19 protein-coding genes are annotated in these 16,098 nt (G+C 37.0%); 2 read left to right on the forward strand and 17 right to left on the reverse strand.

Annotated elements, in window-relative coordinates; translation table 11 throughout:
- Positions 1-40: 40 nt before the first annotated feature.
- Genes NX902_RS19380 through NX902_RS19390 form a run of 3 tightly spaced genes read right to left on the reverse strand, consistent with a single transcriptional unit; the run spans position 41 to position 2,346 of the window.
- The gene (locus tag NX902_RS19380; RefSeq protein WP_095330372.1) at positions 41-997 is read right to left on the reverse strand and encodes a gluconeogenesis factor YvcK family protein; all 957 of its coding nucleotides are present in this window, start codon (positions 995-997) and stop codon (positions 41-43) included.
- Positions 994-1,866: an RNase adapter RapZ gene (gene rapZ / locus NX902_RS19385; RefSeq protein ID WP_047943778.1), complete on the reverse strand. Its 873-nt coding sequence runs from the start codon at positions 1,864-1,866 to the stop codon at positions 994-996. Before rapZ ends, NX902_RS19380 begins: the two co-directional genes overlap by 4 nt.
- A gap of 21 nt (positions 1,867-1,887) precedes the next feature.
- A complete protein-coding gene (locus NX902_RS19390; RefSeq protein ID WP_047943777.1) occupies positions 1,888-2,346 on the reverse strand; it encodes an NUDIX hydrolase in 459 nt (152 codons plus the stop codon).
- Between the two features lie 169 nt (positions 2,347-2,515).
- On the opposite strand from NX902_RS19390, the gene NX902_RS19395 reads away from it, so the two are divergent.
- Together NX902_RS19395 and NX902_RS19400 are read left to right on the forward strand one after the other, a co-directional pair.
- The gene (locus NX902_RS19395; RefSeq protein ID WP_341160922.1) at positions 2,516-3,004 is read left to right on the forward strand and encodes a nuclease-related domain-containing protein; all 489 of its coding nucleotides are present in this window, start codon (positions 2,516-2,518) and stop codon (positions 3,002-3,004) included.
- 67 nt (positions 3,005-3,071) lie between these two features.
- Positions 3,072-3,452 carry a hypothetical protein gene (locus tag NX902_RS19400; RefSeq protein ID WP_303985359.1) on the forward strand — a complete coding sequence of 127 codons (381 nt, stop codon included), beginning with the start codon at positions 3,072-3,074 and terminating at the stop codon, positions 3,450-3,452.
- 265 nt (positions 3,453-3,717) lie between these two features.
- Here NX902_RS19400 and trxB read toward each other — a convergent pair whose 3' ends face one another.
- From trxB to lgt, 14 genes are all read right to left on the reverse strand, one after another.
- Positions 3,718-4,668 (reverse strand): thioredoxin-disulfide reductase, encoded by a 951-nt coding sequence (gene trxB, locus NX902_RS19405; protein ID WP_095330369.1) that lies wholly within the window; start codon positions 4,666-4,668, stop codon positions 3,718-3,720.
- Positions 4,669-4,803: 135 nt separating this feature from the next.
- Positions 4,804-5,160 (reverse strand): MerR family transcriptional regulator, encoded by a 357-nt coding sequence (locus NX902_RS19410; RefSeq protein ID WP_095330368.1) that lies wholly within the window; start codon positions 5,158-5,160, stop codon positions 4,804-4,806.
- A gap of 394 nt (positions 5,161-5,554) precedes the next feature.
- Positions 5,555-7,072: a tetratricopeptide repeat protein gene (locus NX902_RS19415; RefSeq protein ID WP_163187458.1), complete on the reverse strand. Its 1,518-nt coding sequence runs from the start codon at positions 7,070-7,072 to the stop codon at positions 5,555-5,557.
- A gap of 206 nt (positions 7,073-7,278) precedes the next feature.
- Complete coding sequence (hisIE, locus tag NX902_RS19420; RefSeq protein ID WP_095330366.1) at positions 7,279-7,920, reverse strand: bifunctional phosphoribosyl-AMP cyclohydrolase/phosphoribosyl-ATP diphosphatase HisIE; 642 nt, start codon at positions 7,918-7,920, stop codon at positions 7,279-7,281.
- The gene (gene hisF / locus NX902_RS19425; protein ID WP_095330365.1) at positions 7,917-8,675 is read right to left on the reverse strand and encodes an imidazole glycerol phosphate synthase subunit HisF; all 759 of its coding nucleotides are present in this window, start codon (positions 8,673-8,675) and stop codon (positions 7,917-7,919) included. The genes hisIE and hisF overlap by 4 nt, the downstream gene beginning before the upstream one ends.
- 26 nt (positions 8,676-8,701) lie before the next feature.
- Entirely contained in the window at positions 8,702-9,427 is a 726-nt protein-coding gene (hisA, locus tag NX902_RS19430; protein WP_095330364.1) for a 1-(5-phosphoribosyl)-5-[(5-phosphoribosylamino)methylideneamino]imidazole-4-carboxamide isomerase, read from the reverse strand.
- A 5-nt stretch (positions 9,428-9,432) separates the two neighbouring features.
- Complete coding sequence (gene hisH / locus NX902_RS19435) at positions 9,433-10,056, reverse strand: imidazole glycerol phosphate synthase subunit HisH (RefSeq protein WP_095330363.1); 624 nt, start codon at positions 10,054-10,056, stop codon at positions 9,433-9,435.
- Positions 10,057-10,644 (reverse strand): imidazoleglycerol-phosphate dehydratase HisB, encoded by a 588-nt coding sequence (gene hisB / locus NX902_RS19440; RefSeq protein WP_095330362.1) that lies wholly within the window; start codon positions 10,642-10,644, stop codon positions 10,057-10,059.
- A 17-nt stretch (positions 10,645-10,661) separates the two neighbouring features.
- Complete coding sequence (gene hisD, locus NX902_RS19445; protein ID WP_095330361.1) at positions 10,662-11,936, reverse strand: histidinol dehydrogenase; 1,275 nt, start codon at positions 11,934-11,936, stop codon at positions 10,662-10,664.
- A gap of 19 nt (positions 11,937-11,955) precedes the next feature.
- Positions 11,956-12,600, reverse strand: a complete 645-nt coding sequence (gene hisG, locus NX902_RS19450; RefSeq protein ID WP_123258201.1) for an ATP phosphoribosyltransferase — start codon at positions 12,598-12,600, stop codon at positions 11,956-11,958.
- Positions 12,597-13,781: an ATP phosphoribosyltransferase regulatory subunit gene (locus NX902_RS19455; RefSeq protein ID WP_163187456.1), complete on the reverse strand. Its 1,185-nt coding sequence runs from the start codon at positions 13,779-13,781 to the stop codon at positions 12,597-12,599. The genes hisG and NX902_RS19455 overlap by 4 nt, the downstream gene beginning before the upstream one ends.
- 290 nt (positions 13,782-14,071) lie before the next feature.
- Positions 14,072-14,605 carry an acyltransferase gene (locus tag NX902_RS19460; protein WP_341160923.1) on the reverse strand — a complete coding sequence of 178 codons (534 nt, stop codon included), beginning with the start codon at positions 14,603-14,605 and terminating at the stop codon, positions 14,072-14,074.
- Positions 14,602-15,255, reverse strand: coding sequence for a pyrophosphatase PpaX (gene ppaX / locus NX902_RS19465; protein WP_341160924.1), 654 nt, complete (start codon positions 15,253-15,255; stop codon positions 14,602-14,604). The genes NX902_RS19460 and ppaX overlap by 4 nt, the downstream gene beginning before the upstream one ends.
- A 21-nt stretch (positions 15,256-15,276) precedes the next feature.
- Positions 15,277-16,089, reverse strand: a complete 813-nt coding sequence (gene lgt / locus NX902_RS19470) for a prolipoprotein diacylglyceryl transferase (RefSeq protein WP_095330356.1) — start codon at positions 16,087-16,089, stop codon at positions 15,277-15,279.
- Between the last annotated feature and the right edge of the window lie 9 nt (positions 16,090-16,098).

The raw sequence follows: 16,098 nt of genomic DNA on the forward strand, positions 1-16,098 counted from the left end.
TATATTGTTCCAATACCTTGTCTAAAAAGTTACTCTTCTTTCAATCGATAATTGAATAGAGAATTTTCGCCACTTCTAGAGTATTATGGCGAATAACACCTTGATCAAGCTTAATGATATCACCAGCTATTACATCTAAATCCATCCGTTCCAGCCGATTAATATCAAAAACCACAGGCTTTGCTTTTTCTTCATCATATCTTTGTTGTATACTTGCAGGAATATTCGTTTTGTTCACGATTATTGTATCAATAAATGGCTTTTCTACATGTTCATATAGTGCCTTCACATGATCACTTGCCGTATAATCGGACGTTTCCCCTGCTTGTGTCATTATATTGCACACATAGACTTTTTTCGCTTTCGCTTCTCGGACTGCCGCTTTGATTTCTGGAACGACTAAGTTTGGTAAGATACTAGTATATAAGCTTCCAGGCCCCATCACAATTAAATCGGCTTGCTCGATAGCATGTATCGTTTCAGGAAGCGGCTCAGAATCTTCGGGGGTTAGGAAAACTTTTTTTATCTTTTTCCCAGCCTCTGGAATATTAGACTCCCCTATTACAATCGATCCATCTTCCATTACCGCATTTAAGATAACACTATGACTAGTCGCAGGTAATACTTTACCACGGACATTAAGTACTTTGCTCATTTCTTGAATCGCATAGGTAAAGTTACCAGTAATGGAAGTCATGGCCGCTAAGATTAAGTTACCTAATGAATGTCCATCTAAATCTTTGCTATTCGTGAAGCGATGTTGAAACATTTCCTCCACTAAGGGCTCGACATCCGATAACGCGGCTAACACATTACGAACGTCTCCAGGAGCAGGGATATCGAGATCCTCTCTTAATCTTCCAGAGCTTCCTCCATCATCGGCTACTGTTACGATTGCCGTTATGTCTACTGGATACTTTTTCAATCCACGCAGAAGCACAGAAAGGCCAGTTCCTCCCCCGATGATTACAATTCTTGGCTGTTCCTTTTCACTCATGCCTGTTGGTCCTTTCTCCTCTCCATATCACGGTGAGCAATAGCAATATTATATTCTTTTTCAAAATGATGGCCGATATACTCAGCTAATGCAACAGATCGATGCTGTCCCCCAGTACAGCCAATCGCAATAACTAGCTGCGATTTTCCTTCTCTCTTATATTGAGGCAGCATAAATGTTAATAAATCAATGACTTTTTCTAAAAATTGGCCTGTTTCCGTCCATTTCAATACATAACTGGATACCTCTACGTCTAATCCAGTTTTCGGTCTCATATGCTCAACGTAATGAGGGTTTGGTAAAAAACGCACATCAAATACTAAATCCGCATCAATAGGAAGTCCATGTTTAAATCCAAAACTCATCACATTTACAGTAAAGATAGATTGTTTATTAACAGAGAATTCTTTTAGAATCTTTTCACGAAGTTCTCTCGGTGAGCTTTGTGATGTATTATAAATAATTTGCGCTCTTCCTTTGAGCTCTTCTAACAATTCTCGTTCCAATTTAATTCCTTCTAAAGGAAGCCCAGCCGGTGCAAGGGGATGAACTCTTCTAGTCTCCTTATATCTTCTAACAAGGGCACTGTCATCAGCGTCTAGAAAAAGGATCTTGGGAACAACCCAGGAAGTTGCCAAATCATCTAGTGCAGTGAACAAATCATCAAAAAATTCTCTCCCCCGCAAATCCATCCCAAGAGCAACCTTATTCATCTTATTCTCCGACTCTTTCATAAGTTCGAGAAACTTAGGTAAAAGTGTAGGCGGTAAGTTGTCCACACAAAAAAAGCCTAAGTCTTCAAAGCTTTGAATAACAACTGTTTTTCCTGCTCCTGACATACCTGTGATGATTACGACTTGTGGTTCCATTTTAATTCCCCCTATAAATCTTTAGCTTGGATCTAATCGGTAACTAATTAATTCGAAATCTGGTGTATAAGTAAATGTTCCATAGATTATTCCATTTCCATGGATCATGTAATCTAAAATATGATAATCGCCCTCAGCCATTGGCAAATTTTTCACATCATCTAAATCGTGCCAGACAATTTTCCCTTCAGCTGATTCGTCTACATTGACACCATCTGCATTCGTAGAGAAAAAGGTGAACATCATCCACTCCGATATAATCTTATCTCCCTCTTTAATAATAAAGGTAAAAATTCCTTTGATGTTAGGATTTCGTAAATAAATACCTGTTTCTTCTCTATACTCACGAATACAGGAATCTCTAACAGATTCTCCCGGCTCCATTTTTCCGCCAGGCGCTACCCACCAGCCACGTCTTGGTTTTTGTAGCAATAAGACTTTATTATCTTTAAGTAACAAACAATTCGTCACACGTTGCAAAATTATTCACCCCAATTTTCTCTATATGTAGGCACTGCTTTTTATCCATTCCTTTTATTATACTATTATTGTCATGCCCCCACAATAAATTGCCTTTTCCAATTATGAAGGATTCTTTATTCCTGATAGAGAAATGATTATATATCTTTAGAAAAGGATGTGGATACTCTTGTATGTTAACCCTGTTAAAAAGGATTTAAAGGTAAGAAAATTAGAAGCACTCTTAAAACGCGGAGATAAACATTCGTCCATCAAAAAAGATGTATCGATTTATTTACGCGGCTATAAAGGAGAAAAGCAGCTAACCTATTATCTCGATTTTATCCCTGAGAAGGAATGCTTTATTATTCATAATCTTCGTTTATACGATGGAAAATCTTATTTTCAAATAGACTATCTCTTGTTGACACATTGCTTTTTTATTATCATTGATTGTAAAAACTATTTAGGCACATTACTATTTGATACAACTTTAAACCAATTTACCCGAATTCGAAATAATCAAGAAGAGGGCTACCTGGATCCCATCTCTCAAATGAAAAGATTAAAGCGCCAACTAGAATCGTTCTTACAAAAACGCCACTTTCCTATTCCTCCTATCAAGCCAATCGTTATTATATCCAAACCTTCTACTATCATAAAGGCAATCCCTCGATAAAAAATCATGTTCTCCACAGTCATAGTTTTCTTGAAAAATGGGATCAATTACAAAGGAAATATTCTCGATGACAAGAGCCTTCGCAAAATCTCCAAATTCCTGCAACAAGCATCACACTCCAGACCATACTAATTTATTGAAAAAATACAATTTAAGTAAAGAAGATATTATAACAGGCGTTCATTGCACGGCATTTGCAATGGTTAGAAAAAAGCGCAGCTGGTTTTGCCCATCCTGTTCGGCATTTGATAAAAAACCCCTTATTAAAGCAGTGAAAGATTATTTTCTTTTAATCAAACCTTCTATAACCAGTAAGGAATTTCGTGAATTCGTCCATATTTCTTCCAAAGATACCGCCAATCGACTTCTTGTCTCGATGAATTACCTTATACAGGTGAAAATCGAGGGAAAATTTATTACCCTACAAAAGATTTTTGGGAATGAATAGAAGTACTTACACTATATTCGCGTAATCACCTCTTAAATTCGCGAAAAGCGCAAAGTATTCGCGAAAACATTCCAGATATTCGCGAAAAATAACATTTATCAGCCAAATCCTACTAAATCGAGTAAAATCCATAAAAAAGGCATAGGCTCCATGTTTGAGCCTATGCTAAAAAATATATCTTAAAAGGGGGTCAATTTCTATTTCTATGATACCCTAACTATGTTTCACTACTGTTACATTCCAATTAAAACACAATGACACTTTCTTATGCTTGTTGTTTTAACTCTTCAGCTAGCTCTTCTACATAGTGTTGTGCACTTTGCGCGGCGATACTTCCGTCTCCTGTTGCTGTAACAATTTGACGAAGTGTTTTTTCACGAATATCACCAGCTGCAAAAATACCAGGCACCTTTGTTTCCATTTGGTCATTTGTTTCAATATAACCATTTTCATTGGTAATCCCTAAGCTTTCAAACGGTTTAGATAATGGAACCATGCCAATGTAAATAAAGACACCATCTGCCTCTAATTCTTGCTCGGACTGATCTACTGTCGAAACAAGTGTCACACTACCCACTTTGCCATCTTTTTCATTAATGGACTTAATGGTATGATTCCAGATAAAGTCTACTTTTTCATTATCAAACGCTCTTTTTTGCAAGATTTTTTGTGCTCTTAATTCGTCACGTCTGTGCACAATGGTAACTTGGGAAGCAAAACGAGTTAAGTATACCCCTTCTTCAACAGCTGAATCTCCGCCGCCAATAACGAATAATCGCTTATTCTTAAAGAATGCTCCGTCACAAACAGCACAATAAGATACGCCGCGTCCACCTAATTCTTTTTCCCCAGGAACTCCAACTTTTTTATATTCTGCACCTGTTGAAATAATAATAGATCTTGCTTTAAATTCTTTTGATCCAGCTTTTACTGTTTTATATTCTTTTCCATCCACTATTTCCTTAATGTCACCATATGCGTATTCAGCACCGAATTTTTTCGCATGATTAAACATTTTATTGGATAAATCAGGGCCTAAGATACTTTCAAATCCAGGGAAATTTTCTACATCTTCTGTATTTGCCATTTGCCCGCCTGGTATTCCTCTTTCAATCATTAATGTAGAAAGATTAGCACGAGATGTATAAACCGCAGCTGTCATTCCAGCTGGACCTGCTCCAATTATAATAACATCATAAATTTTTTCTTCCGTCATTTTAAAAACTCCTTTTCCATTAACTACCTATTAGATGATAGAATCCACATTGTCCATTTATTATTATAAGTATGATTATCTATTACTATCCTATAAAACAATCCCCTATCCGTCCAAATATCTGCTCATAAATTATTATAATAAATTCTTTAATTTCTTTGCTTCATTTTCTAAAATCAGCCGACGTTCTCGTATTTCATTTTCCTCTTGCAGCAGCTTCTCTAATTGTCCCGTTAAAATTTGATGAACTTGGCCAATTAATTGCTTATCCCCATAATCCACTGCCTCTTTTAAAGAAGAGATTTTCTGAATATCTTTTAAGGAAAAACCATATTTTTTCAACTCATTTACCACTTGAAAGTCGAGGATTTCTTTATCACTATATTCCTTTTTATTATTTTGCCAATTTGGTTTTAATAAATTTAGCTCTTCATAATGCCGAACAGTATCTTTTGTTGTATTTAACAACGCTACAAATTCCCCAATTTTCATTTCTAATTCTCCTTTTTACTGGGACCTTTTCACTTAAGAAAGAACCGATTCAAATTACTTTTAAAACAGGGGAGATAAAATGTCACAAATTGGATAAATATTGTCTGATGTTGAAATGAAACACCGGTTTGGCATGTTCTTATTTGGTGTTACATCCCTATTCCATATACACTCTACATCCTTTCCTTTATCTGTATAAGCAATAATAAATGGGTTTTACTTATATGGAAAACTTCATATCATGCATCATATCGTTAGATTAATTATAACTCTTTTTATTATATATTTAATGTGTCATCTTTTTAAAGCTTATAAAAAAGAAGCAGTCCAACTCCTAACTGCTTCTTCCTACTATTTATTCAATAAATGCATAAAACATCAAAATAATGGAATCTTAGTTATAGATGGGCTGCATAAAATTCTTCATTGATTTTATATATTTTTGTAAAGTAGAGGTAGAAAGTCCATAATTATTGGCAATTTCTTGCTGAGTTTTCTTCTTCTCTCGAGATTGACTCCACAGATAATCAATAGCAGCTGCACTTGCAATACAATTTTTAAATAAAGCTCCTTCTGTTTGCATTTCCATGATAGCTGAAAACCATAATAAATATAAGCTAGTTTCTTCCGTACCAATTGGATGATAGTTGGTATAAATTTGTTCGGCTGTATGATGTGCAACATATAAAAATGGATCCTCTATTTCAGTGCCATTTTTCACAAAATCACGATATTTTTTTTCTATTTGTGTAAAAGCATTCTCTTGCTGAAAAACAGAAGAAGACAAAATCTTATCTTTTTGAGAAGATATAGAAGTTAAAAAAGTAGCAAACATTCGCTCCTCAGCATGGCTGCTTTCAAATCTTTTGAGAATGGAGCTTACATGCTCCTCAAATCCATTGATTGTATATTCCGAGTTATTCCAAGGCTCTTGCCCTTCTTTTTCTGGATCGATATCCATTACCTTTTTCCATGCTTTCTTTGCTGTTTGCTTATTTCCTGTGTAATAAGCTGCATAAGATAGCCAATAGTAAAAAGAACCATCTCCCTGAAATCCTTGTTTATAAATCTTCTTCAACCAAAAATAGGCTGTATCATATTCACCAATAAGTGCGAAAGTAGTTCCTAGTTTGAACTGATGGTCAATAGAAATAGGGTTGATTTTTCTTAAAATAGCAGCCATTTCTTTCACATGTCTATCGTTATTTTGATAATAAGCAAATACAAGTTTATTACATAAAGCATGTAAGTTTCCGATATTATTCGTTAAAACATGCTCCAAAATCTCACTTGCCTTTTCCGATTGTCCAAGATAGAAATGGGCTAACGCTAAATTATTATATGCTGACCAGTATTCCGGATAATCTTGAATAATCTTTGTTAAAGCTTCGACAGCTTGTGCAAAGTTACCAGATTCAAGCAAAGCCCTTGCCTGCTCCTGTCTTGTAATAAGATCTTCTTCCTCGTTAGCTTCCTCTTCCTCGAGCTCCTCTGATTCGAGAGATAACACTTCCATAAGATCTTCTGTATCCTCTACAAACTCCCCATCTTTATCCAAACTTAAATATAGTTTTGCATGATAATATGCATCTTTAAAAAATCCCAAATGGGCGTAATTATTAGCTAGGAAATAATAACACTCAACCATGTCCTCATCTAATTCTTCAATAATAACATGGAGAAGTTCATTCGATTTTTGATATTCTCCAATATCTGCATAAACGACCGCAAGCTGACATGCAATCATTGGTTCTCCCGGTTCTAACGCCAGTGCTCTTTGCAAATATTTAAGGGATTTATAATAATCTCTTTGATGATATGCCTTAATTCCTTTGTTAAAATAAAATTCGCCTGTAGGATTAAATGTAATAAGTTTACCCACTGGTTGTACTCTATCTGAGTTTTTATTCATAAATCCTCCAATATATATGTTCCCTTATCAAGCTGCATTATAAAGTTCCTATTAACTCAACAAGTATACCATACTAAATACAAATCCGAGAAGAGTCAATGCCTTTTCGGAAAAACTTTTAGAGGGGGAAATTTAACTTAAGGAGACATGTATGGATGGAGCAAAAAAAGAGAGCGGCTCTCTAGATGAACCATTCTCTAGTTTGCTTACTTCCCTGTCTTTTCTTCATGGCGCGCTTCCAGCACCTGCAAAATCTCAGAAAATGGCAGTTTTTGTTCTCTTAATAAGACAAATAAATGGTAAAGAAGGTCAGATGCTTCCCACTTCAATTCTTCTGCATCGCGATTTTTTGCAGCAATAATAACTTCGGCCGCTTCTTCGCCAACTTTCTTGAGAATTTTATCTACCCCCTTTTCAAATAGATACGTTGTATAGGTACCTTCTGGGCGCTTAATATCTCTTTCTTCAATAACTTTCTCTAAATTAGCAAGAATTTGATAGTCCGCTGAAATTACATCCCTTGCTTTGTTTTGATACATGCTGTCTACAAAACAGCTTGTTGTTCCATTATGGCAAGCGGGTCCATTCGGTTGAATTAGCACTACTAATGCATCTTGATCGCAGTCGTATTTTATTTCTACAATAGATTGTGTATTTCCACTTGTTCCTCCTTTATGCCATAATTCCTGTCTAGACCGGCTATAAAACCATGTTTCTCCGGTGCGTATGGATTTTTCTAATGATTCTTTATTCATATAAGCCAAGGTTAACACCTCTTTTGTCACAACATCCTGTACGACAGCAGGTATTAATCCTTTTTCATCAAATTTCAATTCATCTAATTTCATCGTACAAGCACTCCTTTTTCCTTTAAATAGCTCTTCACTTCCAAAACGGATGTTTCTTTATAATGGAAAATGGAAGCCGCAAGTGCAGCATCAGCTTTGCCCATTTTAAATGCCTCTTCAAAATGAGCGGCGTTGCCGGCTCCTCCAGAAGCGATAACTGGAACAGAAACAGCCTCACTTACCGATTTGGTTAATGCTAAGTTAAATCCATTCTTCTCCCCATCCGTATCCATGCTTGTTAACAATATTTCCCCTGCTCCCAAAGCCACAGCCTCTTTTGCCCATGTAATTACATCCTTATTTACTGGTTTCCTACCACCATGAGTATAGACACGCCATGTGGCAAGCTCAGAATCATATTTAGCATCAATGGCAACAACGATACATTGAGATCCAAAAAAATTAGCTCCCTCTTCAATCAAAGCAGGGTTTAACACTGCTGCTGTATTTAAAGATACTTTATCGGCACCAGCCCGCAGAATTTTCTTCATATCTTCTAGGGAGTTTATTCCTCCTCCAACAGTAAAAGGAATGGCAAGTTCTGATGCAACTTCTTTTACTACCTCCACCATCGTTTTTCTACCTTCATGTGATGCAGAAATGTCGAGAAATACAAGCTCATCTGCTCCTTGTTCATCATAGAAACGCGCTAATTCAACGGGATCCCCCGCATCTCTTAATTGAACAAATTGAATTCCTTTGACCACACGTCCCTCTTTTACATCTAAACATGGAATAATTCGCTTTGTTAACATTAATAAACTCCTCTCACCATATCCAGTTACTTCCCATTCAATTGTTCTAACGCTTCTCGGAGCGTGAATCTTTTTTCATATAATGCTTTACCAATAATCGCACCTCTAGAGTCGCTTTTCTTTAGTTGATTCAAATCTTTTATACTGCTGATTCCGCCAGATGCGATCACTTCTTTTTTCGTTATCAGAGCCATTTCCTCAATCGCTTTAACATTGGGTCCACTTAGCATTCCATCTGTTGCAATATCCGTAAAAATAAAAGTTTCCGCCCCAGCATCTGCAAAGCGTTTTCCAAGTTCTACTGCTTTTACTTCTGAAGTAGACAGCCAACCATGTGTCGCAACAAATCCATTTTTTGCATCGATACCTATCACTATTCCCTTTCCATATTTGCGGATCATCTCCATCGCAAAGTCTGGCTGTGAAACAGCGATACTGCCAATTATTACTCTTGTTATCCCATTCTCAAGGTAATGGACAATATCTTCTTCTTTTCTAATACCGCCACCAATTTGCACTTTTACTCCTAATTTTGTTGCTGTATCAATGACAAATTGATCATTTACTTTCTTGCCATCCTTCGCACCATCTAGATCAACCATATGAATCCACTTCGCACCGTGGTCTACAAAGCTTTTTGCCATATCAAATGGTGAATCTCCATAAATTGTTTCTTTTTCATAATTCCCTTGCTGTAAACGAACGCATTTTCCGCCTCGCATATCAATGGCCGGATATAAAGTGAAGGTCATATTGTTCATCCTTTCTGTATTAAATTCGCAAAGTTGCTTAATAATTGCATCCCCAATTTGCTACTTTTCTCCGGATGAAACTGCATGCCAAACACATTGTTTCTTCCTACTACTGCTGGAACCTCTTTATCATAGGAACAGCTTGCTATAATAACACCCTCGTTAGTATCTGCATAATACGAGTGCACAAAATAAACGAAATCATCTTCCAAATCAGATGTGACCAAAGACTCTCTTTTAAAATGCAACTTATTCCAGCCCATATGAGGAACCTTATAGGCCGCACCACTTTCTGTAATGCCAGGAAAACGAACCACTTTTCCAGGTAGTAAATTTAACCCTTCACTGTATCCATGCTCCTCACTTGATTCGAACAATAACTGCATCCCTAAGCAAATGCCTAACAAAGGCCTCCCACTATCAACAAATACAGAAATCATTTCAGATAGGCCCGTCTTCTTTAATTTTTCCATTGCATCTTTAAACGCTCCGACACCTGGAAGAATCAATGCATCTGCCTGAAGTAATTTATCTTTATCCTCTGAAATAAAATAGGGAGCACCTAATCTTTCTAATGCTTTACTTACGCTGAACAAATTCCCCATTCCATAGTCAATAATTCCGATCATTTACAGCATTCCTTTCGTGGAAGGAATTCCTTTAATTCTTGGGTCAATCGTCGTGGCTTCATCTAATGCACGAGCCATCGCTTTAAAGATCGCTTCGATCATATGATGGGTATTTTTCCCATAGTGCAAAATAACGTGCAGATTCATTCTAGCTTCTAACGCTAGTTTCCAGAGAAATTCATGTACCAGTTCTGTATCAAAGGTTCCTACCTTATCATTTGGAAACTCTGCTCGGAATTCTAGATGAGGTCTGTTGCTTAAATCGATAACCACTTGTGCCAATGTTTCATCCATTGGTACAAAGCTATTCCCATAGCGCTTAATCCCTCTTTTATCTCCGAGCGCCTCTTTTATGGCCAATCCTAAACATATCCCAATATCCTCTGTTGTATGGTGATCATCTACCTCAATATCTCCATTCGCTTGAACTGTTAAATTAAATTGACCATGTTTGGTAAATAAGTCGAGCATATGATTCATAAATGGTACACCTGTGTCTAGTTCAGAAACTCCTTCTCCGTCTACATTAAAAGATAACTGAATGTTCGTTTCACCTGTTTTTCTACTAATTGCAGCTGTCCTTGCCATTTTCCTTCCTCCTTTTATTATTCCAGGTCGTCATATCGCGCTTCTATGGCTCTTGCATGAGCCTCCAATCCCTCTAAGCGGGCAAACTTGGCTATTTTATGAGCGTTTTCTTTAAATGCTGCTTCACTGTAATGTGTGATACTAGATTTTTTTTGGAAATCATCCACGTTTAGTGGGTTGGAGAACCTTGCTGTTCCATTTGTAGGTAATACGTGGTTTGTTCCAGCAAAATAATCCCCGACTGGCTCTGAGCTATATCTTCCTATAAAAATAGATCCTGCATGACGGATATGGTCGAGGAGAACGTATGGATTTTTTGTTATGATTTCTAAATGTTCTGGCGCAATAGTATTGATGACAGCGACAGCCTTATCTAACGTTTCTACAACCACGATTAATCCATATTGATCAATTGATTTTTCCGCTATTTCCTTACGTGGCAAATCATTTAACTGCTGCTTCACTTCTCGAGAGACTTCCTCAGCCAATAAAATGGAAGTAGTAACGAGAACAGAGGAAGCTCTTTCGTCATGCTCTGCCTGTGATAATAAGTCTGCAGCAATTTCTTTTGCACTTGCTGTTTCATCAGCTATGATGGCAATTTCACTTGGTCCTGCAATCATATCAATAGCAACATCGCCAAAAACTTCTCTTTTGGCAAGGGCAACAAAGATATTTCCAGGACCGACAATCTTATCAACTTTCTCAATTGATTCCGTCCCGTACGCTAATGCGGCAATAGCCTGAGCGCCCCCCACTTTGTAAATCTCCTTTACCCCAGCAATATCAGCTGCTACTAAAACAGCACTCGGGAGAATTCCATTTTCATTCGGCGGCGAGACCATAACTATCCGCTGAACTCCTGCAACTAATGCTGGAATGACATTCATTAATACAGACGAAGGATAAGCTGCTGTTCCCCCTGGAACATAAACACCAACGGAATCTAATGGGAGAATCCGTTGACCAAGAACAGAGCCATTTTCTTGGGTAAAATCCCATGAGGTTTTCAATTGCTTTTGATGGTATTCTTTAATATTTGCGGCCGCCTCTTTTATAATCGAAACCATTTCCTTGTCTACATAATTGTAAGCAGCTGCTAGCTCTTCTTTCTTCACCCGAAGACTTGTCAATTCAGCTCCATCCCATTTTTTTGTATATTCGATTAAAGCTTGGTCACCACTTCTTTTTACCTGTCCCATAATCTCCCGAACCGCTTTTCGCTGTTCTTCCGTACCTGCATCAACAGAGCGTTTTAAACTAATATTCTCTATATCTGTCACAATTCGCATCTAGAATACTCCTTATTCGTTATTTCACACTTAATTTCGACTTTACTACCGGCTGAAGCCTCACTACTAATTCACTAATTCGTCTATCCTTCAATCGGTAGCTTGCAGGATTGACAATTAATCTTGAAGTAATGTCTACGATTCTTTCATATTCAATTAGGCCATTCTCAGCAAGTGTCTTTCCTGTCGAAACAATATCGACAATTCGATCTGTTAAGCCGATAATTGGTGCAAGCTCAATGGAACCATTCAGCTTAATAATTTCTACTTGAGACCCTTGTTCACGAAAATAGGCTGCCGCTACATTAGGATATTTTGTTGCAATTCTAGGAGCAATTTCATTCAGTTCTGTATGAGGAAGCCCTGCTACTGCTAAATAACAGGCACTAATATGTAAATCTAGCAATTCATATACATCTCTTTCTTCCTCTAGCATGACATCCTTTCCTGCAATCCCCAAATCGGCAACGCCATGCTCGACATAGGTAGGAACATCCATAGGCTTAGCCAAGATAAAGCGGAAGTTTTCTTCTTCAACCTCTATAATTAATTTCCGGGAGTCATCAAATTCTGCTGGTAAACGAAAGCCTGCATCTCTTAATAAATCGGCTGCCTCTTCGAAAATTCTTCCCTTTGGCATTGCGATAGTTAGCATGTCATTCATTTGGCCACCTCCGCTCCTTTTTTTCCAACCAATAGTATGATTTCACTATACTGCTTTGTACAAGCATCTACATCTTTCACCCCATTAATATCTTGCGTAATGACATGGATGCCAGCTTGCCTTTTTTCTTGAGCTAATAGAAATGCTTCTTTTCTTCGTTCACTACTAAATAAAATACATTCGATCATGGTTGTTTTTGCGACCGTGCCTAATGCTTCCAATAGTCGATCCACTCGAATAGCAAAACCAGTTGCTCCAGTGTTTTTTCCGAATTTCTCTAATAGCAAATCATATCTGCCCCCACTACCAATGGGAAAGCCTACCCCTTCTGCATATACCTCATATACAATGCCAGTATAGTAGCTCATATGACTAACAAGTGATAAATCAAATGTCACTCTGTCTGCCACTTCGTAATCTACAAGGATATCTCTTAGCTGTTTTAAATCATCGATTGCTTTCTTTCCTTGATCTCCTTCCATTAGCTGATAGGCAAGGTCAATCACTTCTTCTTTTCCTCTTAGTGTTAGGAAATCATTTAAGCGCTGTTTATCAATACTTGATAAAGCAAGTTGTTCTACATGCTGACGATAGCCGACATAATTTTTCTCATATAAATATTTGGTTAAACTGTCCACTCTATCTTTTGTTCCAAGAATTTGTTGAAAAAATGATTGGACAAAGCCAATATGCCCTACCGACACTTGATAGTTTTTCACACCTGCTTGTTGAAGGGAGGAAATAAGTAGAGAAATTCCTTCTCCATCTGCACTAATGGTTTTATCGCCAATATATTCAACACCTATTTGTTCAAACTCCGCCGGTCTGCCGCCTTCTCGCTGCTGCGCTCGAAACACGGACGCATTATAGGCAAGACGTAATGGCAAATCTTCTGATAGAAGCTTAGATGCCGCTACTCTCGCTATTGGCGCAGTCATATCTGGGCGAAGAACTAGTGTATGTCCCTGCTGATCCAATAATTTAAAAAGCTGCTGGTCTAAAATAGCGGACGCTGTGCCGACTGTTTCATAGTATTCTAATGTCGGAGTTTCAATAAATTGATAACCCCATTTTTTTATTTCTGTATCTATTTTTTGTTTAACTTTATATTTTCTTTCGTAAATCGCTGGTAATGTATCTCTCATGCCTAATGGCTTTTCAAACATAAATAAGCTGCTCATCATAACACCTCATGTTTTAAAATTCCGAATGCTTTAGTTCGCTAATATACTACCAAATTAAAGAGTTGTTTTTAGTGTACTCTTCGTCTGAACTGAGGTCAAGAGAAAAGTTTCATTTATTAGATCTTTCTAAAAAATCCAACGAAACTTATAAACAAAGTCTTTCGGTATATTCAATTTATCGTTATATTTCAATGTTTTTTATTAATTCTGACATTTTCAAAAAAACCTATCTATTCCTTACTTCTAGAAACTTATTCTTGAAATAACGGACAGATAGGTTTTTGTCTTTATTCATCTAATACATAGGAAGGCTCATTTCGTTTACGTTCTTCCATTTGTTCTGCGGTATAAATGATTTGCATCGGATTTCCCCCAACAAAGCTTCCTGCCGGGACGTTCTTATGTACTAATGTACCTGCAGAAACAATCGCACGATCACCAATTGTCACACCAGGAAGAATAGTGGAATTGGCACCAATCATGACTTCATCGCCAATTTCAATCTCCCCAAGTCTGTATTCCTCTATTAAATATTCATGGGCAAGAATAGTGCTATTGTAGCCTATGACAGTATTCTTGCCGACCTTAATTTTTTCTGGAAACATAATATCAAGCATTACCATTAAGGCGAAGGAGGTTTGATCTCCCACCTGCATTTTTAATAGCTTTCGGTACATCCAATTTTTCACTTTCAAAAAAGGCATATATCTTGCTGTCTGAATAACAATAAAATTTTTAATTACTTTCAAAAACGGGACCGTTTTATAAACATGCCATAAGGAATTGGGTCCACTAACCGGATATCTCGTCGTTTTTCTCATGTTTGTTGTACTTCAGGAATAGAAAGAATGTCTTTCATATTCTCAAAAATATAATCAGGATTATATGCCTGCAAAAATTCTTTCCCTTTTAGTGTCCAAGCAACACCCGCTGTTAAAGTACCTGCATTTTTCCCAGACAAAATATCATGTTTATTATCTCCAACCATAATTGCATCGCCAGGGGGAGCCTTTAATTTTTCAAGAGCAAGGAGAACCGGCTCGGGATCTGGTTTAGCGTTTGTTACATGATCTAAAGCAACCACTACATCAAAAAACTCATCTAGCTTCGTCAATTTCAAGCCCATTTCCACTACATCGGAAAGTTTTGTTGATACAATTGCAAGCTTAAAGCCTCTTTGCTTTAATTCTTTAATAGCATCATAAACACCATCAAATATTGTAACAATCTTATCGTGATTCGCAATATTATAGGAGCGATACATTGCTATCATCTCTGGAGCTCTCATTTTATCAATCGACTCAAATATTTCCAATAATGGTGGTCCCATAAAAGGAATGACATCAACTCGTTTATATTTTCCTGGGTAATAATGATTTAATGTATGTAAGTAGGAGGAAATAATTAATTCATTTGTATTTATTAGCGTTCCATCCAAATCGAATAATGCTGTATTAATCTTTCCAGTCAACCTAAACATTCCTTTCCATGATTAACCATTTGCATCTAAATAACGTTCACTTGCAAGACCCGTTTTCCGTCTATAAGCGATACAGATAATAGAAATGACAATTAACGCTAATGAAATTAATTGAGCCATCCGTAAATCACCAATCATAAGGCTATCTGTTCTCATTCCTTCGATAAAGAATCTTCCAACTGAATACCAAATAACATAAGTTAAAAAGATTTCTCCTCTACGTAAGTTCACTTTCCGTAAAACTAGTAAAATTACGAATCCAACAATATTCCATAATGATTCATATAAAAAAGTAGGATGATAGTAAGTGCCGTTAATATACATTTGATCGATAATAAAATTCGGCAAATGTAAACCTTCTAAAAAAGAACGTGTAACTTCTTCGCCATGTGCCTCTTGATTCATAAAGTTGCCCCAACGGCCAATAGCTTGTCCAAGGATTAGACTAGGTGCAGCGATGTCCGCGATTTTCCAGAAGGAAATACCCTTTTTCTTTGTAAAAATATAAGTAGTCACAATCGCACCAATTAAAGCTCCATGAATGGCAATTCCACCATTCCAAATTTTCGGTATATCCCCTAGATGATCTTTATAGTAGCTCCATTCAAAAATGACGTAGTAAATTCGCGCACATATAATAGAAATGGGGATTGCCCATAACATTAAATCAGGAAAGTCATCCTTTCCAAGTCCTCTTCGATTCCCTTCTCGCATTGCAATAACAAGAGCAAGAATCAATCCAAAGCCAATGATAAGTCCGTACCATCTAACATCAAACGGTCCTAACGAAAAAGCAATTGGATCAATTGGTTGTATATCTTCCATTCGATTTCC

Source organism: Niallia sp. FSL W8-0954 (assembly GCF_038005605.1).
In the GTDB taxonomy this organism is placed as follows: domain Bacteria; phylum Bacillota; class Bacilli; order Bacillales; family Cytobacillaceae; genus Niallia; species Niallia circulans_A.

Excerpts from the sequence above, each read along its gene's own strand:
- NX902_RS19380 (WP_095330372.1), bottom strand. The coding sequence starts at position 997 with ATGAGTGAAAAGGAACAGCCAAGAATTGTAATCATCGGGGGAGGAACT.
- rapZ (WP_047943778.1), bottom strand. The coding sequence starts at position 1,866 with ATGGAACCACAAGTCGTAATCATCACAGGTATGTCAGGAGCAGGAAAA.
- NX902_RS19400 (WP_303985359.1), top strand. The coding sequence starts at position 3,072 with ATGACAAGAGCCTTCGCAAAATCTCCAAATTCCTGCAACAAGCATCAC.
- trxB (WP_095330369.1), bottom strand. The coding sequence starts at position 4,668 with ATGACGGAAGAAAAAATTTATGATGTTATTATAATTGGAGCAGGTCCA.
- NX902_RS19410 (WP_095330368.1), bottom strand. The coding sequence starts at position 5,160 with ATGAAAATTGGGGAATTTGTAGCGTTGTTAAATACAACAAAAGATACT.
- NX902_RS19415 (WP_163187458.1), bottom strand. The coding sequence starts at position 7,072 with ATGAATAAAAACTCAGATAGAGTACAACCAGTGGGTAAACTTATTACA.
- hisIE (WP_095330366.1), bottom strand. The coding sequence starts at position 7,920 with ATGAAATTAGATGAATTGAAATTTGATGAAAAAGGATTAATACCTGCT.
- hisF (WP_095330365.1), bottom strand. The coding sequence starts at position 8,675 with ATGTTAACAAAGCGAATTATTCCATGTTTAGATGTAAAAGAGGGACGT.
- hisA (WP_095330364.1), bottom strand. The coding sequence starts at position 9,427 with ATGACCTTCACTTTATATCCGGCCATTGATATGCGAGGCGGAAAATGC.
- hisH (WP_095330363.1), bottom strand. The coding sequence starts at position 10,056 with ATGATCGGAATTATTGACTATGGAATGGGGAATTTGTTCAGCGTAAGT.
- hisB (WP_095330362.1), bottom strand. The coding sequence starts at position 10,644 with ATGGCAAGGACAGCTGCAATTAGTAGAAAAACAGGTGAAACGAACATT.
- hisD (WP_095330361.1), bottom strand. The coding sequence starts at position 11,936 with ATGCGAATTGTGACAGATATAGAGAATATTAGTTTAAAACGCTCTGTT.
- hisG (WP_123258201.1), bottom strand. The coding sequence starts at position 12,600 with ATGAATGACATGCTAACTATCGCAATGCCAAAGGGAAGAATTTTCGAA.
- NX902_RS19455 (WP_163187456.1), bottom strand. The coding sequence starts at position 13,781 with ATGAGCAGCTTATTTATGTTTGAAAAGCCATTAGGCATGAGAGATACA.
- NX902_RS19460 (WP_341160923.1), bottom strand. The coding sequence starts at position 14,605 with ATGAGAAAAACGACGAGATATCCGGTTAGTGGACCCAATTCCTTATGG.
- lgt (WP_095330356.1), bottom strand. The coding sequence starts at position 16,089 with ATGGAAGATATACAACCAATTGATCCAATTGCTTTTTCGTTAGGACCG.